The organism is Streptomyces paludis (assembly GCF_003344965.1).
GTDB classification, from domain to species: domain Bacteria; phylum Actinomycetota; class Actinomycetes; order Streptomycetales; family Streptomycetaceae; genus Streptomyces; species Streptomyces paludis.
Window position 1 is genome coordinate 1342374 of the sequence record NZ_CP031194.1, and the last position, 21878, is coordinate 1364251.

At 71.5% G+C, this 21878-nt stretch carries 16 protein-coding genes; 7 read left to right on the top strand and 9 right to left on the bottom strand.

Going from position 1 to position 21878, the window contains the following annotated elements; translation table 11 throughout:
* Window positions 1-12: 12 nt before the first annotated feature.
* Window positions 13-999 carry a slipin family protein gene (locus DVK44_RS05840; protein WP_114658657.1) on the bottom strand — a complete coding sequence of 329 codons (987 nt, stop codon included), beginning with the start codon at window positions 997-999 and terminating at the stop codon, window positions 13-15.
* A 254-nt stretch (window positions 1000-1253) separates the two neighbouring features.
* Here DVK44_RS05840 and DVK44_RS05845 point away from each other — a divergent pair, with 254 nt between their 5' ends.
* A complete protein-coding gene (locus DVK44_RS05845; protein WP_114658658.1) occupies window positions 1254-1598 on the top strand; it encodes a hypothetical protein in 345 nt (114 codons plus the stop codon).
* A 68-nt stretch (window positions 1599-1666) separates the two neighbouring features.
* Here DVK44_RS05845 and DVK44_RS05850 read toward each other — a convergent pair whose 3' ends face one another.
* Window positions 1667-2347 carry a class I SAM-dependent methyltransferase gene (locus tag DVK44_RS05850; RefSeq protein ID WP_408055291.1) on the bottom strand — a complete coding sequence of 227 codons (681 nt, stop codon included), beginning with the start codon at window positions 2345-2347 and terminating at the stop codon, window positions 1667-1669.
* 147 nt (window positions 2348-2494) lie between these two features.
* Between DVK44_RS05850 and DVK44_RS05855 the strand changes: the two genes are divergently transcribed.
* Window positions 2495-2890 carry a DUF6343 family protein gene (locus DVK44_RS05855; protein ID WP_331461580.1) on the top strand — a complete coding sequence of 132 codons (396 nt, stop codon included), beginning with the start codon at window positions 2495-2497 and terminating at the stop codon, window positions 2888-2890.
* A gap of 10 nt (window positions 2891-2900) precedes the next feature.
* Here the strand turns inward: DVK44_RS05855 and DVK44_RS05860 are convergent, their stop codons facing one another.
* From DVK44_RS05860 to rpsA, 5 genes are all read right to left on the bottom strand, one after another.
* A complete protein-coding gene (locus DVK44_RS05860; RefSeq protein WP_114658660.1) occupies window positions 2901-3281 on the bottom strand; it encodes a tetratricopeptide repeat protein in 381 nt (126 codons plus the stop codon).
* A gap of 49 nt (window positions 3282-3330) precedes the next feature.
* A complete protein-coding gene (gene coaE, locus DVK44_RS05865) occupies window positions 3331-3987 on the bottom strand; it encodes a dephospho-CoA kinase (protein ID WP_114658661.1) in 657 nt (218 codons plus the stop codon).
* 103 nt (window positions 3988-4090) lie between these two features.
* Window positions 4091-5035 carry a PAC2 family protein gene (locus DVK44_RS05870; RefSeq protein ID WP_114658662.1) on the bottom strand — a complete coding sequence of 315 codons (945 nt, stop codon included), beginning with the start codon at window positions 5033-5035 and terminating at the stop codon, window positions 4091-4093.
* 108 nt (window positions 5036-5143) lie between these two features.
* The gene (locus tag DVK44_RS05875; RefSeq protein ID WP_162794254.1) at window positions 5144-6673 is read right to left on the bottom strand and encodes a flavin monoamine oxidase family protein; all 1530 of its coding nucleotides are present in this window, start codon (window positions 6671-6673) and stop codon (window positions 5144-5146) included.
* A gap of 309 nt (window positions 6674-6982) precedes the next feature.
* Window positions 6983-8491: a 30S ribosomal protein S1 gene (gene rpsA, locus DVK44_RS05880; RefSeq protein WP_114658664.1), complete on the bottom strand. Its 1509-nt coding sequence runs from the start codon at window positions 8489-8491 to the stop codon at window positions 6983-6985.
* 333 nt (window positions 8492-8824) lie between these two features.
* Here rpsA and DVK44_RS05885 point away from each other — a divergent pair, with 333 nt between their 5' ends.
* Together DVK44_RS05885 and hrpB are read left to right on the top strand one after the other, a co-directional pair.
* The gene (locus DVK44_RS05885; RefSeq protein WP_114658665.1) at window positions 8825-9652 is read left to right on the top strand and encodes a class I SAM-dependent methyltransferase; all 828 of its coding nucleotides are present in this window, start codon (window positions 8825-8827) and stop codon (window positions 9650-9652) included.
* A gap of 125 nt (window positions 9653-9777) precedes the next feature.
* A complete protein-coding gene (gene hrpB, locus DVK44_RS05890) occupies window positions 9778-12306 on the top strand; it encodes an ATP-dependent helicase HrpB (RefSeq protein ID WP_114664928.1) in 2529 nt (842 codons plus the stop codon).
* A gap of 71 nt (window positions 12307-12377) precedes the next feature.
* On the opposite strand, the gene DVK44_RS05895 is transcribed toward hrpB, so the two are convergent.
* A complete protein-coding gene (locus tag DVK44_RS05895; protein ID WP_114658666.1) occupies window positions 12378-14102 on the bottom strand; it encodes a lytic transglycosylase domain-containing protein in 1725 nt (574 codons plus the stop codon).
* 197 nt (window positions 14103-14299) lie between these two features.
* Window positions 14300-17011, bottom strand: a complete 2712-nt coding sequence (gene polA / locus DVK44_RS05900; protein WP_114658667.1) for a DNA polymerase I — start codon at window positions 17009-17011, stop codon at window positions 14300-14302.
* Between the two features lie 163 nt (window positions 17012-17174).
* Here polA and DVK44_RS05905 point away from each other — a divergent pair, with 163 nt between their 5' ends.
* The 3 genes from DVK44_RS05905 (at window position 17175) to DVK44_RS05915 (ending at window position 21848) form a co-directional block, all read left to right on the top strand.
* The gene (locus DVK44_RS05905; protein WP_114658668.1) at window positions 17175-19490 is read left to right on the top strand and encodes an FdhF/YdeP family oxidoreductase; all 2316 of its coding nucleotides are present in this window, start codon (window positions 17175-17177) and stop codon (window positions 19488-19490) included.
* Between the two features lie 100 nt (window positions 19491-19590).
* Window positions 19591-20058, top strand: coding sequence for a hotdog fold thioesterase (locus DVK44_RS05910; protein WP_114658669.1), 468 nt, complete (start codon window positions 19591-19593; stop codon window positions 20056-20058).
* 551 nt (window positions 20059-20609) lie between these two features.
* The gene (locus DVK44_RS05915; protein WP_114658670.1) at window positions 20610-21848 is read left to right on the top strand and encodes a branched-chain amino acid ABC transporter substrate-binding protein; all 1239 of its coding nucleotides are present in this window, start codon (window positions 20610-20612) and stop codon (window positions 21846-21848) included.
* The last annotated feature ends 30 nt before the right edge of the window (window positions 21849-21878 follow it).

Here is a 21878-nt window from a genome sequence, read left to right on the forward strand (position 1 = left end):
GACGGCGTGCGCTCAGCCTCGGTGGGGCACGGTCTCGCGCGCGGAGCGGTCGTCGGCGCTGTCGGTGCTGTCGGCGCTGTCAGCGCTGTTGAGCACGTCGGCGCTGTTGAGCACGTCGGCGCTCTCCGCCTCGGAGGCGACGGCCTCCGTAGCGACGGGCGAGGCGCCGGCCGGTTCGGCGGCGGCGGGTGCCGCCTGGACGGCTCCGGAGACGGCCTGGACGGCCTGCACCGCCTCGGCGGGCGTGGCCCGTTCCAGGAACCGGAGCAGCTCGACGGGGAACGGCAGGACGAGTGTCGAGTTCTTCTCGGCGGCGACGGCGACCACCGTCTGCAACAGCCGCAGCTGGAGCGCGGCGGGCTGTCCGGACATCTGCCGGGCCGCCTCCGAGAGCTTCTTGGACGCCTGAAGCTCGGCGTCCGCGTTGATCACACGGGCCCGGCGCTCCCGGTCCGCCTCCGCCTGCCGTGCCATCGACCGTTTCATCGTCTCCGGCAGCGAGACGTCCTTGATCTCCACCCGGTCGATCTGCACGCCCCAGCCGATGGACGGGCTGTCGATCATCAGCTCCAGCCCCTGGTTCAGCTTCTCCCGGTTCGACAGCAGATCGTCGAGATCGCTCTTGCCGATGATCGACCGCAGGGAGGTCTGCGCCATCTGCGAGACGGCGAACCGGTAGTCCTCCACCCGGATCAGCGCGTCCGCCGCGTCCACGACCTTGAAGTAGATCACCGCGTCGACGCGCACCGTGACGTTGTCCCGGGTGATGCCGTCCTGCGCGGGCACCGGCATCGTCACGATCTGCATATTGACCTTGTGCAGCTTGTCCACGAACGGGATGACCGTCGTGAATCCCGGCCCCCGGACGCCGTCCCGCAGCCGGCCGAGCCGGAAGACCACACCTCGCTCGTACTGTTTGACGACCCGCGCGGCCGCCATCGCGTAAACCGCGCACGCGCAAATCACCGCGACGACCGCGATGACCAGTTCCTCGGCCATGATGGGCTCCCAGACGCCGGACCGATGGTGCTATTACCACGGTATGCCTTGGATGACCCCGGGGCGAGAGGCGTGACACGGGTAAGAAGACATGGGGGCTACGGACCCGGCTCCGTAGCCCGCCCGGCCGCGCACCGGGTGCCGACGCGGCGCGACGGGGCAAAGCTTGCCGGGAGGGGCACTGGCGCCGGGCGTACCCACCCGCCGCCGGACGCCCCGCCGTACGTCCGCTTCCCGCAGAGACGAGGCCGCCCATGTCCGTGATCGATCACCGGCGCCTCGCCCTCGCCGCCGGGGCGGCCCTCCTCACCCTCGGCGGCGCCACCGGCTGCGCGAGTCTGGACCGGACAGGGCTCGGCACCATCGCCTACGAGACGGCGAACAAGCACCTCGTCCAGGTGGACAGCCCCCGAGTCAGGGGCTGCCACCGATTCGCCGCGGCGGGCGCGGTCAAGGTCACGAACCGCACCCGTGTGGACCTGGTCATGTACCCGTCGGACCACTGCGCGGGCGGGAACACGGTCTACATCCCCACCGCGACCGCCGACGAGGTCGCCCCCGGCGCCGGGGTATGGCGCAGCTACACCCTGGTGCACTGACAGCCGCGGCACCCACGGCCCCCGGCCGGGGGCGCTCGGACGCTCCTTCGGTTCGGCGCGGTTCGGCGCTACTTCGGTACGGCCCGCACCCAGGTGCCGTCGTCCGTGAGGTACGCGTCGACCGCCAGTCCCGCCTGGTCGAGATATCCCTCGAACGCCTCCTTCGTCAGCTCACGCGAGTGGAACGTCTGCTTCCAGGTCACGTCCGGGAAGATGTACTCGGCCCGCAGGGCGTCCACCCCGTCCCCCACCGGCTCGCACGCCACCATCCGCACCTGGCAGCCGGCCGCCTCGTCGTACCGCTCCCAGGGCACCGCCCTGTGCCAGTCCAGGCCCTCGCGCTGGATCAGCACGCACCCGTCGTCGGCGACATGCCGGCGGCAGGCCCGCAACAGGGCGTCCCGCAAACGGTGTTCGGCGAAGTGGACCAGATACGACGCGAGCATCACCACGTCGAACGTCTCGTCCAGCTCCAGTGTCTCGATCGGGCTCAGGACCGTACGGGCGCCCCGGATCCTCTCCAGCATCTCGGGGGACTCGTCCACGGCCGTCACCACGAACCCGCGCTCGATCAGCGGATGTGTGACCCGGCCCGCGCCGCAGCCCAGCTCCAGCAGCGACGCCCCGGCCGGGACCGCCGCCGCGATGACATCGGGCTCCCGGCCCGCGGTGAGCCGGGAGTAAAGATCGACAGCGCAGCCGTCCGGTGTGATCGCCCCCGGTCCAGTGCCCTCATGCCCCACACGCATTTGAGTGCTCATGAACAGCAAAACGCGCACCGCCGGGGCGCCGTTCCGCCGCGTGCTGGCGATATCACGCCAAATCATGGTTCGCATAGCGGACACGCCTCGTGGGTACATAGCGGTTACAAGGCGGACGGGAGGTGCGATGTGCCCATGCGTACGGGACGGACGGGAAGCGAGCCGGTGACCGCGCGCAGCGCGCTGCGCATGCGCTTCTGGCTGAGCGTGTGGGGGCTGCTCTGGACCACCGGCGGTACGGCGGCGTTCGCGGTGGCCGGGCAGATCTGGTGGGCGCTGGCCTGCGGGGTGCTCGCGCTGATCGTGGCGGCCGACCTCGTCGTGGTGCGGTGGCGGATCCGTCAGGGCCCGCGTTTCCAGCCGGGCCGGGACGTCCCGCCGTATCCGCCGGGACACGGCCGGAATGTGGTGCTTGAGGAGAACCGCGAGCGGGAACGCGACCGGCTCCGCCAGCTGCGCAACCGCACCCGCGTACCCAGGCACCGCACCCGCATACCCGGACACGGACCGACCGCGGGCAGCGGGCGCTGAGCGGGGAGGCTCACTCCCCGGCGCCGCCGCCGTCGAGGTCGAAACGCGCCGCCTTCATGTACTCCGGCTTGGGATCCAGCGCAGCCGCCAGCCGGAAGTGCCGCTTGGCCAGCTCGGGGCGGCCCGACCGCTCGAACGTACGGGCGAGGGCGAAGTGCGCGAAGGCGTTGTCCGGCTCCCGCTCCAGGACCAGCTCGAATTCCAGCTCGGCGGGGCGCAGCTGGGCCGCGGCGAAGAACGCGCGGGCGCGCAGCAGTCTGGCCGCCGTGTTCTCCGGGTGGGCCCCGATGACCGAGTCCAGCAGCTTCACAGCCCCGCGCGGATCCCGAGCGGCGAGCAGCTGCTCGGCCGCGCGATAGTCGATGACGTGGGTTTCCGGACTCTCTGGCACGATCGCATCCTTCCCTAGCTGCGCGCGTTCAACGCCGGATCCGGCGAAGCTATTCCCCCGGGGTGTCCGGCGGGTTGTCCGCCGGGGTGGCCTGCGCGGGCCCCCGGGTGTCCGCCGCGCGGCCCAGCAGGTCCCGCCAGATCTCGCGGACCCTCGGCTCCAGCCGCTCCAGCGGACCGTCGTTGTCGATGACGAGATCCGCGACGGCCCGGCGCTGCTCGCGGGTGGCCTGCGCGGCCATCCGCTCGCGCGCCTCGGTCTCCGTCATCCCCCGCAGCCGCACCAGCCGGTCGAGCTGGGTCTCCGGCGTGGCGTCCACGACGAGCACCAGGTCGAAGAGGGCCGCCATACCGTTCTCGACAAGGAGCGGCACATCGTGCACCACGACCGACCCGGGCCCGGCGGCCGACTCCAGTTCGGCGGAGCGCGCCCGGACCAGCGGATGCACGATCGCGTTGAGGGCGCGCAGCCGGTCGTGGTCGCCGAAGACGATCCCGCCGAGTTTCGGACGGTCGAGGGCGCCGTCGTCCCTGAGCACCCCCGGGCCGAACTCGGCGACCACGGCGGCCAGTCCGGGCGTTCCCGGCTCCACCACTTCCCGTGCGATCCGATCGGAATCGATCAGCACCGCGCCGTAACCGGCCAGGAGCCTGGACACTTCGCTCTTGCCCGCACCAATTCCGCCCGTAAGTCCCAGCCTCAGCATGGAGCCAGCCTAGCCAGGCCCCCACCGCGCGCCACGACCGCCGCGGTCATCACCGTCGCGACCGCCGCGGTCACGGCCGCGACCGCCGCCCCCGGCCGGGCGGTCAGTGGCCGCCGTCGCCCTCCCGCTCCGCGAGGAACTTCTCGAACTCCCGGCCGATCTCGTCGGCCGACGGCAGCTCCGTCGGCTCCGCCACCAGATTGCCGCGCGTCTCGGCGCCCGCGACCGCGTCGTACTGGTGCTCAAGCCCCTGCACCATCGTGACCAGGTCCTCGTCGCCCTCGCCCAGCTGCCGCTCGATCTCGGTCTGCGTCCGCTGCGCCTCCGTACGCAGGGAGTGCGCGACGCTCGGCAGCACCAGGCCCGTCGCCGCCGTGATCGCCTCCAGCGCGGTCAGCGCCGCGTCCGGGTACGAGGACCGGGCGACATAGTGCGGGACATGCGCCGCGACACCGAGGACATCGTGGCCCGCCTCTATCAGCCGGTACTCGACGAGCGACTCGGCGCTGCCGGGGACCTGTGCCTCGTCGAAGGGGCTGCGGTGGCCCGGCATCAGATCCGTACGGTTGCCGTGCGGGGTGATGCCCACGGGCCGGGTGTGCGGAACGCCCATCGGGATGCCGTGGAAGTTGACGGACAGCCGTACGCCGAGACGCTCGATGATCTGCCGGACGGCCAGCGCGAAGCGCTCCCACTCCACATCCGGCTCCGGCCCCGACATCAGCAGGAACGGCGCTCCGGTGGCGTCCTGTACGAGCCGGACATCCAGCGTCGGCGTCTCGAAGGCGGTCCAGCGGTCGCGGCGGAAGGTGAGCAGCGGGCGCCGTGCGCGGTAGTCGACCAGCCGGTCGTGGTCGAAGCGGGCCACCACCTGGTGGGGCAGCGACTCCAGCAGGTTCTCGACAATCTGGTCGCCGGTCTCCCCCGCGTCGATGTAGCCGTCGAAGTGGTACAGCATGACCAGGCCCGCCGACTCCTGCGCCAGTGCCATGTCGACGACGGCGAGGCCCTTGGGCTCCCATTCGTACAAACCCTGCGGATCAAGCACGGTTACCGCTCCTCCTCGTGTTCTCCAGGGAGAACGCACCACGGAGCGCGGGCATTCCCCGCGCCCCATGGTGCCCAGAAGCCGCTGTCCCTGCCCCGGCCCGTTCGCTCACCCCCGGCCGAGGACCCGCGCGTGCAGCGCCGTGACCGTCCTGCGGGCGGAGGTGAAGGCGCCGTGCTGCCAGGCACTGGCGTACGACAGATGGTCGCCGGTGAAGTAGACGCGTCCGGTGGGCTTGTTGAGCGGGTCGAAGACGGCCGCGTCGGGGCCGCCGGCCAGGGAGTGCCAGGCCGCCTCCAGATGGGGCGTCTGCCGCCAGTGGTGGGAGAAGGACGAGACGAGTTCGCTCCGGTACTTCTCGCCGTGGATCCGTACGCCCTGCTCCACCGCCCGCGCCTCCCGGTCGCGCGGCGCGAGCCGGGCGTAGGTGTCGGCCGCCGTACCGGTGTTGTAGTAGCCGACGAGCACTCCGCGCCGGCCGTGGTGCCCGTACGACGGGTACCAGATGTGGGCGAGGTCGAGATCCGTCTCGGTGATGCCGCCGTAAATCCGGTGGTCGCTCTCCCACCAGCGGCTTCGGTATTCGAGGCCGATCTTGCCCGCCGAGGCCGGCCGGCACGCCTCCAGCGCGGTCTGCACGGCCGCGCCGAGGTTGTGCCGGGTCCTGGCCAGGATGTTGGGCGGCAGCGCGGCCACGCAGTAGTCCGCGTCGATGGTCCGTGTCCGGCCGCCGCGTGTGTACGAGACGCTCACCCCGGCGGCCCGGTCGGTGATCTGCTGGACGACCGCGCCCGTCAGGATCCGGTGCGCGCCGACCGCCCGGGTGAGCGCCGCGGGTATACGGTCCATTCCGCCGACCGGCTGGAACATCAGCATCGCCTGGTCATAGCCGAATTCGAACGCGAAGTACCGGCCGACGCCGCTGGCGAAGACCTCCGAGGCGGCGGGCACCGGTCCCAGCGCCACGCCGGGTGTGCCGGCGGCGCCCGGGTCGACGCGGTAGCCGCGGCGCGTGCTGCCGGTGTACGAGAGCCTGGCGCCGATGTCCCCGAAGCTCTTGAGGAATTCGAGGAGCCGCTCCCGGTCGTCGGCGGTGAGTTCCTCGTCGAGCGCGCCCTTGTTGGTGGCCTTGGCAAGCAACTCGGAGACATAGCCGTACACATCGGCCTTGGCGGTGCGGTGGCGCACCGGGGCCGTCATCCCGGCCTTCTCGTTGTAGAGGTACGCGTTGGCGTTGGCGTTGGTGAAGACCTCGACGGGGACGCCCAGTTCGCGGCAGTAGTCCATGGTGGTCATCCACTGCGGGATCCGGGCGGGGCCCGCGTTGAGGTACTGGCCGTCGGTGAAGCGCGCGGTCTGCCGGTTGCCGTACAGATCGAGGCTGGTGTCCCCGCCGCGTACGGTGAAGTTACGGCCGCCGGTGCGGTCCCTGGCCTCCAGGACCGTACAGTCGTAGCCCGCCTTGCCGAGTTCGTACGCGGTGGTCAGACCGGCTATGCCGGCGCCGACGATGACGACCTTGGCCGCGGCCCGGCCGGTGAGGGTGAGGTCCCCCGTTCTGGGCGCGTGGAACACGGGTTCGCGGCTCGCGGCCTCGGCGGTGGGGGCGAGCCCCAGGGCCCCCATGGTGGCGAGCATCGCGCCCGCCCCTCCGGTGGCGCCCACCTGGCGCAGAAAACCGCGGCGGCTGGTGCCCGTGCTGCTGTCCGGCGCTTGGCTCATGTCCCGGTACCCCTTCCCGTCTTCAGGTGTGCCGGGATCCTGACAACGGGATGTTACGGACCGTCAGATAGCCGCGTGTCCCCCACGTTGCCCTCCCCTCACGGCGATCGCGGGCACACGTCCACGGACATGCGCAGAAGGACATGCGTAAGGCCCGCCCCCCGGAGGGGACGGGCCTTACGTACGACTCAGCTACCGCTACCGCTCACGCGGTGGACCGGAGCGTCAGCTCTGGCCGCCGGCGAGCTTCTCGCGCAGCGCGGCAAGCGCCTCGTCCGACGCCAGGGCGCCGGAGTTGTCGTCGGACTCCGAGGAGTACGAGCCACCACCGGAGGCGGCGGGAGCACTGCCACCGGCGGCGGGTGCGGCAGCACCCTCGGCGGCAGCGGCCTCGTCGGCCTCGCGGGACTTGATGACCTGGGCCTGGTGCTGCTCGAAGCGCGACTGCGCCTCGGCGTACTGGCCCTCCCACGCCTCACGCTGGGTCTCGAAGCCCTCGAGCCAGTCGTTGGTCTCGGGGTCGAAGCCCTCGGGGTAGATGTAGTTGCCCTGGTCGTCGTAGGACGCGGCCATGCCGTAGAGCGTCGGGTCGAACTCGACCGAGGCCGGGTCGTTGCCGAAGGACTCGTTGGCCTGCTTCAGCGAGAGGCTGATGCGGCGGCGCTCCAGGTCGATGTCGATGACCTTGACGAAGATCTCGTCGTTGACCTGGACGACCTGCTCCGGGATCTCCACGTGGCGCTCGGCCAGCTCGGAGATGTGGACCAGACCCTCGATGCCCTCGTCGACGCGGACGAACGCACCGAAGGGAACGAGCTTGGTGACCTTACCCGGGACGACCTGACCGATCTGGTGCGTCCGGGCGAACTGCTGCCACGGGTCTTCCTGCGTCGCCTTGAGCGACAGGGAGACACGCTCGCGGTCCATGTCGACGTCGAGAACCTCGACGGTGACTTCCTGGCCGACCTCGACAACCTCGGAGGGGTGGTCGATGTGCTTCCAGGACAGCTCGGAGACGTGCACGAGACCGTCGACGCCGCCGAGGTCCACGAACGCACCGAAGTTGACGATCGAGGAGACGACGCCGGAGCGGACCTGGCCCTTCTGCAGGGTCGTGAGGAAGGTCTGGCGGACCTCGCTCTGGGTCTGCTCCAGCCAGGCACGGCGGGACAGGACCACGTTGTTGCGGTTCTTGTCCAGCTCGATGATCTTGGCTTCGAGCTCCTTGCCCACGTAGGGCTGGAGGTCGCGGACGCGGCGCATCTCGACGAGGGAGGCCGGCAGGAAGCCACGGAGGCCGATGTCGAGGATGAGACCACCCTTGACCACCTCGATGACGGTACCGGTGACGATTCCGTCCTCTTCCTTGATCTTCTCGATCGTGCCCCAGGCGCGCTCGTACTGGGCGCGCTTCTTCGAGAGGATCAGGCGGCCTTCCTTGTCCTCCTTCTGGAGAACAAGGGCCTCGATCTCGTCGCCGACCTTGACGACCTCATTGGGGTCGACGTCGTGCTTGATCGAAAGCTCGCGGGACGGGATGACGCCTTCGGTCTTGTAACCGATGTCGAGCAGGACCTCGTCCCGGTCGACCTTCACGATGACGCCATCCACGATGTCGCCGTCGTTGAAGTACTTGATCGTCTCGTCGATCGCGGCGAGGAAGGCTTCCTCGTTACCGATGTCGTTGACCGCAACCTGCGGAGTGGTGGCGGTGGTCTCGGTGCTGCTCGTCATGTGGGAAAGGGCTCCGGTGCGGACAGTGAGTCGTAGGTACTGCTACGCCGGGAGCCCGTATCGCCACCTGTAGAAGCCGGACAGCCAAGGAAGCGCCGCCCCGGACAAAGGGAAAGCGCCTCGACAACCGAGGGATACACAGATGCGAGCGCGGCTGCTACGTCTGAGGCGCGCAAGCCCGCAGCGCAACCTTTAGCATACGGGGGCAGCCGGGCACGGTCAATGCGCGAAGGCGCACACCCGGGGTTGAACCTCTCATACCCGGCACAATCAGCGTTCGCTGAGGCCACAGGGCTCCGCGACGACTCCTCGCAGACTACGACGACGGACACGATGATCCAAGAGCAGGAATACCCGGCCGAGCCCGAAGCCACCCGCCGCGACTCCGGCGCCACGGAGAGCAGCCGCGCCAACCGCGGATGGTGGGACCGGAACGCGGACGACTACCAGAACGAGCACGGCACCTTCCTCGGCGACGACCGTTTCGTCTGGTGCCCGGAGGGGCTGGACGAGGTGGAGGCCGCCCTCCTCGGCCCCCAGGAGTCGCTGCGCGACCGCGACATCCTGGAGATCGGGGCGGGCGCCGCGCAGTGCTCGCGCTGGCTGGCCGCGCAGGGCGCCCGTCCGGTGGCGCTCGACCTCTCCCACCGCCAGCTCCAGCACGCGCTGCGTATCGCCGACGGCCGCTCGCTGACGTTCCCGCTGGTCCAGGCGGACGCCGGCGCGCTGCCCTTCGCGGACGGCTCCTTCGACCTGGCCTGCTCCGCCTACGGCGCGATCCCCTTCGTGGCCGATCCGGTACGGGTGTTCCGCGAGGTACGGCGGGTGCTGCGGCCCGGCGGCCGCTGGGTCTTCTCCGTCACGCACCCGGTCCGCTGGGCGTTCCCCGACGAGCCGGGACCCGAGGGCCTGACGGCCGCGTCCTCGTACTTCGACCGCACCCCGTACGTCGAGCAGGACGAGCGGGGGAACGCGGTGTACGTCGAGCACCACCGGACGCTCGGCGACCGGGTGCGCGACCTGGTGGCGGGCGGTTTCCGGCTGGTCGACCTGGTGGAGCCCGAGTGGCCGGCGTGGAACACGCAGGAGTGGGGCGGCTGGTCACCGCTGCGCGGGACGCTGCTTCCCGGGACTGCGATCTTCGTCTGCGAACGGGACTGATCATCCGACCGGCCGCCTGACGCGGGCCACCGGGCGTCCGGGGACCGGAGTGCCAGGCACCGGGGGTCCGGCCGCCGGAGGTCCGGCCGCCGGAGCGCCGGGCGTCCGTGGCGGACACTGAACGGGTGATCCGCCATGACGTCCTCGCCGCCCTCCCCGTACGCACCGCCGTCCCCGCGCTGGAGCGGGCCCTCGAAGAGCACGGGTGCGCGGTGCTGTGCGCGCCGCCCGGGACGGGCAAGACGACGCTCGTACCGCTCGTGCTCGCCGGGCTCCTCGGCCCGTCGGACCGTCCCGTACGGCGCGTGATCGTCGCCGAGCCGCGCCGGATCGCGGCGCGCGCGGCGGCCCGCCGGATGGCCTGGCTGCTCGGCGAGCGCGCCGGGGAGCGCGTCGGCTTCACCGTGCGCGGGGAGCGCGTCGTAGGGCGCGCGACGGTGGTGGAGGTGGTGACCACCGGTGTGCTGCTCCAGCGCCTCCAGCGCGACCCGGAGCTGGCCGGGGTCGACGCCGTCATCCTCGACGAGTGCCACGAGCGGCACCTCGACGCCGACACCGTCGCGGCCTTCCTGCTGGACGTCCGCGCGACGCTGCGGCCCGGACTGCGGCTCGTCGCCGCGTCCGCGACCACCGACGCGGCGGGCTGGGCCCGGCTGCTGGACGACGCGCCCGTCGTGGTGACGGACGGCGTGTCGTACCCGGTCGAGACGGTGTGGGCGCCCCCGGCCGCGCCCGTACGCCCGCCGCACGGCATGCGGGTGGATCCGGCGCTGCTGACGCATGTGGCGTCGGTCGTACGGCGGGCGCTGGCCGAGCGCGACGGCGATGTGCTCTGCTTCCTGCCCGGCGTCGGCGAGATCGGCCGGGTCGCCGGGCAGCTGGCGGAGGTGTCCGCCGAGGTGCTCCAGGTGCACGGCCGGGCGCCCGCCGCCGTGCAGGACGCGGTGCTCGCCGGGTCGGTGGACGGCCGCCGCCGGGTGGTGCTGGCCACGGCCGTGGCGGAGTCGAGCCTGACGGTGCCCGGCGTACGGATCGTGGTGGACGCGGGCCTGGCCCGGGAGCCCCGTACCGACCACGCGCGCGGACTGAGCGCCCTGACGACCGTACGGGTGTCCCAGGCGGGCGCCGGGCAGCGCGCCGGACGGGCCGGCCGTGAGGCGCCCGGGACCGTGTACCGCTGCTGGTCGCGCGGGGAGGACGACCGGCTGGTCCGCTTCCCCTCCCCCGAGATCAAGGTCGCGGATCTGGCCTCGTTCGCGCTCCAGGCGGCCTGCTGGGGCGATCCCTCGGCGGCGGGGCTCGCCCTGCTCGACCCGCCCCCGGCAGGCGCGCTGGCCGCCGCGCGCTCCGTACTGGCGGCGATCGGCGCGGTGGACACGGACGGGCGGGTGACCGCGCGCGGCACGCGGATGGCCGGCATCGGGCTGCACCCCCGGCTCGCGCGGGCGCTGCTGGACGGCGCGCCCGAGGTCGGGGCGCGGCGGGCGGCCGAGGTGGTGGCGCTGCTGAGCGAGGAGCCGCCGAGGTCGTACGGGGACGATCTGGCGGCGGCGTGGCGCGCGGCCCGGCGCGGCGGGGACGCGTACGCGGCGCGCTGGCGCCAGGAGGTACGGCGGCTGACCTCGGCGGTGACGGGCGGCGGGGCCGGCACCGGTGCGGAAGGACCGGGGGCGGGATCCGACGACGCGGCGGCCGGGCTGATCGCCGCGCTCGCCTTCCCCGAGCGGGTGGCGCGGGCGCGCGGCGCGGGCGCGTATCTGATGGTGTCGGGCACGGGCGCGGAGGCGGCCGACGGCTCCGGGCTGCGCGGCGCGCCCTGGCTGGCGGTGGCGGTGGCCGACCGGCCGGCCACCGCCGTGTCGGCGCGGATCCGGCTCGCGGCGGTCATCGACGAGGACACCGCGCGGTCGGCGGCCGGCCGGCTGCGGGTGGCGGGCGAGGAGGTCCGCTGGGAGGACGGCGATGTGGTGGCCCGGCGGGTGGAGCGGCTGGGCGCGGTCGAACTCGCCGCCCGCGCCCTGAAGTCGCCCGCTCCGGAGCTGGTGCGGGCGGCCCTGCTGGACGGGCTGCGGCGCGAGGGTCCTGAGCTGCTGCGCTGGACGCGGGAGGCGCGGGAGCTGCGCGAGCGGCTCGGCTTCCTCCACCGGGAGCTGGGCGGCGGCTGGCCGGATGTGTCGGACGCCGCGCTGCTGGAGCGCCCGGACGCCTGGCTGGAGCCGGAGCTGTCGCGGGCCCGGCGCCGCGCGGATCTGGGCCGGCTGGACGCGGGGCAGGCGCTGCGGCGGCTGCTGCCCTGGGCGTCCGGGGAGGCGGCGCGGCTGGACGAGCTGGCTCCGGAGCGGATCGAGGTGCCCAGCGGGTCCCGGGTGCGGGTGGAGTACGGCGGGCCGCAGCCCGTGCTGGCGGTGAAGCTCCAGGAGCTGTTCGGGCTGCGGGAGACCCCGCGGGTGGCGGGCGACGCGGGGGTGCCGGTGCTGGTGCATCTGCTGTCCCCGGCCGGGCGTCCGGCGGCGGTGACGGCCGATCTGGCGTCGTTCTGGCAGGACGGCTACCGGGCCGTACGGGCGGAGCTGCGCGGCCGTTACCCCCGCCATCCGTGGCCGGAGGACCCGTCGACCGCGGTGGCCACGCGCCGGCTGAACAACCGGCGCTGACCACCGCGCCACCGTGCGGGCCGCCTCGCGGACGGGCCCGCGAACCCGTCGGCTCAGCCGGTCCGTTCGGCTCAGCTCGCCGCGGCGACCGTCAGCTCGATGGTCAGCGTCGCGCCGCCCGCCGTTTCGAGGCGGAGCAGATACGTGCCTTCCGCGTCGTCGGCGAAGATCTTCGGGAGCTGGAGCACACCGTTGGCGTCGGTCGTGAGGTCGGTGAGCTTGCGCAGCGGCTCACCGGCCGCGTCCTTGAAGTACGGTCCGGCGGCGGGCGTCGTGCCGTCCGCGGCGGTGATCATGGCCGCGGTCACCGCCAGGCCGGCCACGGCGACGCCCTTGTAGGTGGCCCTGACCTCGATCCGGTCGGCGAACTCCGCGCCGGGCGCGGCCGTCTGCTCGCCGGTGGTGGTCCTGACGAGCGCGTCCGCCTGGCGGGCCGTGACGGTCGCGGTGTAGTCGAGGGAGGCGACCCCGGAGACGATGGGGATGGCCCGGATGGTGAAGTCGCCCGTCCGCTCGCCCGCCTGGACGGCCGGGGCGGTCGCCGTGCCGTCGGCGCCGGTGACGGCGATCGCGGTGGCCGAGCCCGCCGCGAAGAGGGCGTCCGTGTCGCCGATGATCTCGAACCGGACGACCGTCTTGGCCACGGGCTTGCCCGCCGCGTCCTTGGCGCGTACGGCGGCCCGCTCGGCGAAGCGGGTGCCGGCGACCGCGGTGAGCGTGCCCGTGCCGGCCTTCTCGATCCGGGTGGCCACGGGGGTCGGGGCGGGGTCGGCGGGGGTGGGGGTGCCGGGGTTCCCCGGGGCCGGGGGTGTCGTACCGCCGCCCGGCTTGGTGGGGGTCGTACCGCCGCCGGAGCCACCGGGCTTGGTGGGGGCGGGGCTGGTCTTCGGCGGGGTGCTCGGCTTCGGCGTGGTGCCGGGGGCGCTCGGCGACGGGGAGGGCGAGGGGGTGACCGGGGCGGTGGGGCCGGTGGTGGCCGGGGTCGTACCGGAGCTGTCGGGGACCTCGTGCGAGCCGTTGCGGTAGTACTCCAGCCAGGACAGGACCGTGTGCAGATACTCCCGCGAGTGGTTGTAGCCCAGGATCGCCTGGTGGAGGTACTTGTCGATCGACAGGTCGCGGTCGCCGGCACACAGGTAGTACGCGGCGGCCAGCGCCGCGTCGTACACGTTGTTGGGGTCCTTGCGGCCGTCCCCGTTGCCGTCCTGGCCCCAGGTCTGCCAGGTCGCCGGGATGAACTGCATGGGGCCGACGGCCCGGTCGTAGACCGTGTCGCCGTCGAACTCGCCGTTGTCGGTGTCGGGGATGTTGGCGAAACCCACACCGTTGAGGACCGGGCCGCGGATCGGCGCCAGTGTGGTGCCGTTGTCGTCGACCTCGCCGCCGCGCGCGTGGCCCGACTCGACCTTGCCGATCGCGGCGAGCAGCTGCCACGGCAGATTGCAGCCGGGCTTGGTCTCGCTGAGGGTCTGCTCCGCCCGCTGGTACGCGGAGAGCAGCGTGGCCGGTATGCCCGCCTCCGCCTCCCCCACGGCCGTCCCCGCGCCCGCCCCCTGCGTGTCTATGGAAGTGCTGGGCTTGGCGGGCGTCTTGAGCGGGGGAAGCTCCGTGTAGTACGACGAGTTGCCGGACACCGGGGTGCCGGGCGGCGGGGTCACGTCGGCGGCGCGGGAGTCGCCCACGTCCACCGGGACGGCGCCGGGTGCCTGCGACGCGGACAGTGCCGCGATCGCCGCGGCGGCCACCGCGGTGGTGGTCGCTCCTCTGCGCAGTCGGCTGCCGAATAGCGCTGCCATCGTCTGGCCCCTCCCCCTGGTCGCTGGTCGCGCTCCCCGCGCGAGGACTGACGACCCCATGGCCGTCAGGCGACCCTATGTCAACTCACCACCCCCGCACACCGGTCCGATACGGGGTTTCACCAGTTCGCCACCTCCGGTTCGCCCGGTTGCGGGAAACCCGTCGGAACACGGGCTTCCCGCAAGGCGAATTCCGGTCAGTGCGCCGCGGACTCCCAGTCCGGGCCCACGCCCACCGACACATCCAGCGGGGCGCGCAGCTCGACCGCGCCCGCCATCTCGCGGCGGAGCAGCGCCTCCACCCGGTCGCGCTCGCCCGGGGCGATCTCCAGCACGATTTCGTCGTGGACCTGGAGGAGCATCCGGGAGGCCAGCCCGGCCTCCGTCATGGCCCGGTCGACCTTGAGCATGGCGACCTTGACGATATCCGCGGCGGTGCCCTGGATGGGCGCGTTGAGCGCCATCCGCTCGGCCATCTCCCGGCGCTGCCGGTTGTCGCTGTTGAGGTCGGGCAGATAGCGGCGGCGCCCGAGCATCGTCTCCGTGTATCCCGTGGCCCTGGCCTCCACCACGGCGCGCTGGAGGTAGTCCCGTACTCCGCCGAACCGCTCGAAGAAGGTGTCCATCAGCCCGCGGGCCTCGGCCGCCTCGATGTTCAGCTGCTGGGAGAGCCCGAACGCCGAGAGGCCGTAGGCCAGTCCGTAGGACATCGCCTTGATCTTGCGGCGCATCTCGGAATCAACGGCGGACTTCGCCACCCCGAACACCTGCGAGGCGACCGTGGTGTGCAGATCCTCACCGGAGGTGAACGCCTCGATCAGGCCCGCGTCCTCGGAGAGATGGGCCATCACCCGCAGCTCGATCTGGCTGTAGTCCGCCGTCATCAGCGATTCGTAGCCCGCGCCGACGACGAAGCCGCGCCGGATGGCCCGGCCCTCGTCCGTACGGACCGGGATGTTCTGGAGGTTGGGGTCGGTGGAGGAGAGCCGGCCCGTCGCGGCCACCGTCTGGTTGAAGGTGGTGTGGATACGGCCGTCCGGCGCGACGGACTTGATCAGGCCCTCGACGGTGACCCGCAGCTTCGCCTGCTCGCGGTGGCGCAGCATGATGACCGGCAGTTCGTGCTCGGTCTGCCCGGCGAGCCAGGCCAGCGCGTCGGCGTCCGTCGTGTAGCCGGTCTTCGTCTTCTTGGTCTTCGGCAGACCCAGCTCGCCGAAGAGGACTTCCTGGAGCTGCTTGGGCGAGCCGAGGTTGAACTCGTGGCCGACGGCCGCGTACGCCTCCTTCACCGCCTGCTGGACGGCGCCCGCGAACTGCTGCTCCATGGCCTCCAGATGCGCGCGGTCGGCGGCGATCCCGTGCCGTTCGAGCCGGGCGAGCAGGACGGAGGTGGGCAGCTCGACCTCGTGGAGCAGCTCGGTGGCACCGACCTCGCCCAGCCGTTCGGTGAACGCCGTACCGAGATCGAGGACCGCGCGGGCCTGGATCATCAGCGACTCGGCCTCGGCCTGCTCGTCGGTGCCGAACGCCAGCTGTCCGTCGGCGGCCGGCGCCGGGGCCAGCTCGCGGCCCAGATACTCGACGGCCAGGGCGTCGAGGGCGAACGAGCGGCGGCCCGGCTTGACCAGGTACGCGGCGAGGGCGGTGTCCATCGTGACGCCGCCGACCTGCCAGCCCTGCTCGGGGGCGACCCGCATGGCGCTCTTCGCGTTGTGCATGACCTTGGGGCGCTCCGGGTCCGCGAGCCATGCCGTGAACGCCCGCTCGTCGGCCTCGTCCAGCACCGTCGGGTCGAACCAGCCCGCCGCGCCGCCGGCCGCCGCGAGCGCGACCTCGGTGACGCTGCCGGCCCCCAGGGACCAGGTGTCCACGAGGGCCACGCCCAGCGGCTGTCCGCCGTGCTCCGCCAGCCAGGGCGCCAGCTCGCCGGAGCCCAGGACCGCGCCGTCCAGCTCCACCCCGGCCGCCGGTGCCGGGGCCTCGTCCTCGGCCGCGCCCGGGTCGACCGCGAGCAGCCGCTCGCGCAGGCTCGGATTGCGGATCTCCAGGACCTCCAGCACACCGGTCACCGCCGCCCGGTCGTACGGGACGCGGGCCAGGTCCTGCGGTGTCCTGGGCAGCTCGACATCGCGCACCATCTCGGTCAGCCGGCGGTTGAGCTTCACGGACTCCAGATGGTCCCGGAAGTTCTGCCCGGCCTTGCCCTTGACCTCTTCCGCGCGCGCCACCAGCTCGTCGAAGGAGCCGAACTGGTTGATCCACTTCGCGGCGGTCTTCTCCCCCACTCCCGGGATACCGGGCAGGTTGTCCGACGGATCGCCGCGCAGGGCCGCGAAGTCCGGATACTGCGCGGGCGTCAGCCCGTACTTCTCCTGCACCTTCTCCGGAGTGAAGCGCGTCAGCTCCGAGACACCCTTGGTGGGATACAGCACCGTCGTGTGCTCGCTGATCAGCTGGAAGGAGTCGCGGTCCCCGGTGACGATCAGCACCTCGAACCCCGCCGCCTCGGCCTGTGTGGCGAGCGTCGCGATCACATCGTCCGCCTCGAAGCCGTCGACCGCGAACCGGTCCGCGCGCATCGCGTCGAGCAGCTCACCGATCAGCTCGACCTGCCCCTTGAACTCGTCGGGCGTCTTCGAGCGGTTCGCCTTGTACTCGGGGAACTCCTCCGACCGCCAGGTCTTGCGCGACACGTCGAACGCGACGGCGAAATGCGTGGGCGCCTCGTCACGCAATGTGTTCGCCAGCATCGACGCGAAGCCATAGATGGCGTTCGTCGGCTGCCCGGAGGCGGTCGTGAAGTTCTCCACGGGCAGCGCGAAGAACGCCCGGTACGCCAAGGAGTGCCCGTCCATGAGGAGCAGGCGGGGACGGTTGTCTGCGGTCTTCTTCGATGCTGTCTCAGCCACGTACCCGATCCTGCCACGCCCCACTGACAATCCCGACCGGCCGGCAGCCGCACCCCGGCCCGACCCCGCCCGGCCCCCGAATGTCACAGGCACGTGACAGGATCGAATACGTACGCGAATTCGACAACGCGCGGGAAACACCCCAGGCCCGAAGGAGAACGCGATGGCGACCAAGCCCCCCACCGGAGATCCCGTCCAGGACGCACCCGAGGTCACCGCCCCGCAGCACGCCGCCGCGGGAATCCCCGCCATCGTCCACACCCTCCAGATCGCCCAGCGCCAGATGGGCCTGCGGCGCACCGCGAGCACCCTGCTCAAGGTGAACCAGAAGAACGGCTTCGACTGCCCCGGCTGCGCCTGGCCCGAGGGCGACCACCGGCACACCGCGGAATTCTGCGAGAACGGCGCCAAGGCCGTCGCCGAGGAAGCCACCCTGCGCCGGGTCACCCCGGCGTTCTTCGCCGCGCACCCCGTCTCCGACCTCGCCACCCGCAGCGGCTACTGGCTCGGCCAGCAGGGCCGTATCACCCAGCCGATGCTGCTGGACCGCGGCCCCGACGGCACCGGGAGCGATCACTACGAACCGATCGGCTGGGACCGCGCCTTCGCGATCATCGCCGAGGAGCTGACCGCCCTCGCCTCCCCCGACGAGGCCCTCTTCTACACCTCCGGCCGCACCAGCAACGAAGCGGCGTTCCTGCTCCAGCTCTTCGCCCGCGAGTTCGGCACGAACAACCTCCCCGACTGCTCCAACATGTGCCACGAGTCGTCCGGCTCCGCGCTCTCGGAGACCATAGGCATCGGCAAGGGCAGCGTCTCCCTCGAAGACATCCACCAGGCCGATCTGATCATCGTCGCCGGACAGAACCCCGGCACCAACCACCCCCGGATGCTCTCCGCACTGGAGAAGGCCAAGGGCGCCGGCGCGAAGATCATCTCGGTCAACCCCCTGCCCGAAGCCGGCATGGAGCGCTTCAAGAACCCCCAGACCCCGCAGGGCATGCTGAAGGGCACCGCGCTCAACGACCTCTTCCTCCAGATACGGATCGGCGGCGACCAGGCCCTCTTCCGGCTGCTCAACCGGCTCGTCCTGGAGACTCCCGGCGCCGTCGACGAGACCTTCATCGCCGAACACACCCACGGCTACGAGGAATTCGCCGCCGCCGCCCGCGCCGCCGACTGGGACGAGACCCTCGCCGCCACCGGCCTGGAGCGCGCCGACATCGAGCAGGCCCTCGCCCTGGTCCTCGCCTCCCGGCGCACCATCGTCTGCTGGGCCATGGGCCTCACCCAGCACAAGCACTCCGTGCCGACCATCCGCGAGGTCGTCAACTTCCTGCTCCTGCGCGGCAACATCGGCCGCCCCGGCGCCGGCGTCTGCCCCGTGCGCGGACACTCCAACGTCCAGGGCGACCGCACCATGGGCATCTTCGAGCGGCCCGCGCCCGCGTTCCTCGACGCCCTCGACCGCGAGTTCGGCATCACCTCACCGCGCCACCACGGCTATGACGTCGTACGGTCCATCGAAGCGCTCCGCGACGGCCGGGCCAAGGTCTTCTTCGCCATGGGCGGCAACTTCGTCGCCGCCACACCGGACACCGACGTCACCGAGGCCGCCATGCGCCGCGCCCGCCTCACCGTGCACGTCTCCACCAAACTCAACCGCTCGCACGCCGTGACCGGCACCCGCGCCCTCATCCTGCCCACCCTCGGCCGTACCGACAAGGACGTCCAGAAGGGCGGCCGGCAGGTCGTCACCGTCGAGGACTCGATGGGCATGGTGCACGTCTCCCGGGGCAACCTGCCGCCGGCGAGTCCCCATCTCCTCTCCGAACCCGCCATCGTCGCCCGGCTCGCCCGCGCCACCCTCGGACCCGCCTCCCGCACCCCCTGGGAGGACTTCGAGAAGGACTACGCCACCATCCGCGACCGGATCGCCCGCGTCATCCCCGGCTTCGAGGACTTCAACGCCCGCGTGGCGCGCCCCGGCGGCTTCGCCCTTCCGCACGCTCCCCGCGACGAACGCCGCTTCCCCACCGCCACTGGCAAGGCCAACTTCACGGCCGCGGCCGTCGAGTTCCCGGCGCTCCCCGCGGGCCGGCTGCTGCTCCAGACCCTGCGCTCGCACGACCAGTACAACACCACGATCTACGGCCTCGACGACCGCTACCGGGGCATCAAGGGCGGCCGGCGGATCGTCCTCGTCAACGCCCGGGACGCCGCCGAACTCGGCCTCGCCGACGGCTCGTACACGGATCTCGTCAGCGAGTGGAAGGACGGCGTCGAGCGGCGCGCGCCCGGCTTCCGGGTCGTCCACTACCCCACGGCGCGCGGCTGCGCCGCCGCGTACTACCCCGAGACCAATGTGCTCGTCCCGCTCGGTGCCACGGCCGACACCAGCAACACCCCCGCGAGCAAGTCCGTCGTCGTCCGCTTCGAACCGGGCGAGCGCGGGACACCGGACGGGGAAGAAAGCTGAGAGAAGAGGCCGAGGGAAAAAAGCTAAGCGTTCGCTCAGCCATCTGATAAGCAGGACGGTGTACACGACACACTCGCGACCACACAACGGAGCCGGACCCATGGGTGAGCAGTCCACCGTCAAGTTCCCGCAGGAGATCATCGACGAGTACGCCGCGCACGGCATCGATCTCGTCGCCCTCTTCTCCGCCGGCCACCTCGGCACCCGTATGGGCATGCGGGTCGTCGAGGCGGCCGTGGACCGCGTCGTCGCGACCCTGCCCGTCGAGGGCAACACCCAGCCCTACGGACTGCTGCACGGCGGCGCCTCCGCCGTCCTCGCCGAGACGCTCGGCTCCATCGGCGCGATGCTCCACGGCGGCATCGGCAAGATCGCCGTGGGCGTGGACCTCAACTGCACCCACCACCGCAGTGCTCGCAGCGGCCTGGTCACGGGGGTCGCCACCCCCATCCACCTGGGCCGATCCACCACCACCTACGAGATCGTCATCACCGACGAGCAGGACAGGCGGGTCTGCACCGCCCGGCTCACCTGCCTGCTGCGCGACGCCCCCGGCGCGGAGAAGTAGCGGCCCGCCCGGAACCGTACAAACCTCAAACAAACCTCAAGAAACGGGCCCGGCGCCAACGGCGTCGGGCCGCCCTCTTGTCCGCGCCGGACATTCCACCTAGCGTGCCCCCAAAGAACCGGTCCGGGCAGGGCGGCCCCGGCCCCACACCACACCTCCCACATCACGCCAGAGGTCACTCTACGTAACATCGACGTGAACGGAAATCCGGACGTCGAGCACACAGTCACGCAGGCTGCCCGCTTTGACACTTCAGCCTGCCCGTTTGGCCACGTCAGTACCAAAAACCCTCAAGTCCCTTAGCGGAACTGCGGGTTCTCAGCATGCGGTCAATTCGGAAAGCGAAGAAATGCCACATCCGGCCCCCGGTGGCCGCTCTCCGTTGACCCTGGCATAACAAGACAGTCACATCATGTCCCCACCGCTCCCCACTCCCTGAGACTCCGCTTAGAGTCACGCCCAGTCACCGCGCCACCGGACCCTCTCCCGTCCGGTTCCGGCGCGACCCGGCGTCCCAGTCAGGGACGCCGTGCCCGGGGAAAGGACAGTTCGTGCGTCACCGTTCCTTGTTCATCATCACCACCGCGGTCACCGCAGGAGCGCTTACGCTCTCGGCCTGCGGCTCCCGCGACGACAGCGACGGCGGCAGCAGCGGCGGCGGCGACACCACCGTCGTCATCGGCCTCGACGCACCACTGTCCGGCGACCTCTCCGCGCTCGGCCAGGGCATCAAGAACTCGGCCGACCTCGCCATCAAGAACGCCAACAAGAACAAAGAAGTCCCCGGGGTGACCTTCAAGCTGGAGGCCCTCGACGACGTAGCCCAGGCGGCCACCGGCCAGCAGAACGCCACCAAGTTCGTCGGCAACGACAAGGTTCTCGGCGTCGTCGGCCCCCTGAACTCCAGCGTCGGCCAGTCGATGCAGGCCGTCTTCGAGAGCGCCGGCCTCGTCGTCGTCTCTCCCGCCACCACCAACCCCTCCCTCACCCAGGGCCAGGCGTGGGAGAGCGGCACCAAGAAGCGCGACTTCAAGACGTACTTCCGTACCGCCACGACGGACGCCGTCCAGGGCCCGTTCGCCGCGCAGTACATGTACAACAAGAAGAAGCTCAAGAAGGTCTACGTCATCGACGACAAGAAGACCTACGGAGCCGGCCTCGCGGCCACCTTCACCAAGGAGTTCAAGAAGCTCGGCGGCACCGTGGTCGGCACCGACCACATCAACCCCGAGGACAAGGACTTCGCCGCGGTCGCCAGCAAGGTCGCCGCCCAGAAGGCCGACTTCGTCTACTACGGCGGCGAGTACCCCGCCGGCGGCCCCCTCGCCAGCCAGATCAAGAACGCCGGCGCCAAGATCCCCACCGTCGGCGGCGACGCGCTCTTCAGCGCCGAGTACATCAACCTCGCCAAGAAGAACGCCGAAGGCGACCTCGCCAGCTCCGTCGGCGCCCCGCTGGAGACCCTCGACACGGCGAAGAAGTTCATCGCCGACTACGAGGCCGCCGGCTACAAGGACGCCTACGAGGCGTACGGCGGCTACGCCTATGACTCCACCTGGGCCGTCATCCAGGCCATCAAGGCCGTGGTCGAGAAGAACGACGGCAAGCTCCCGGCCAACAAGGAAGCCCGCGGCCAGGTCGTCGAGGCCATGCAGAACGTCAGCTTCGACGGCGTCTCCGGCAAGGTCGGCTTCGACGAGTTCGGTGACACCACCAACAAGCAGCTCTCCCTCTACGAGGTCAAGAACGGCAAGCACGTCGCCGTCGAGGTAGGCGAGTTCAAGGGCTGATCCGGCCCGCCCGCACCACCCCGTACACAC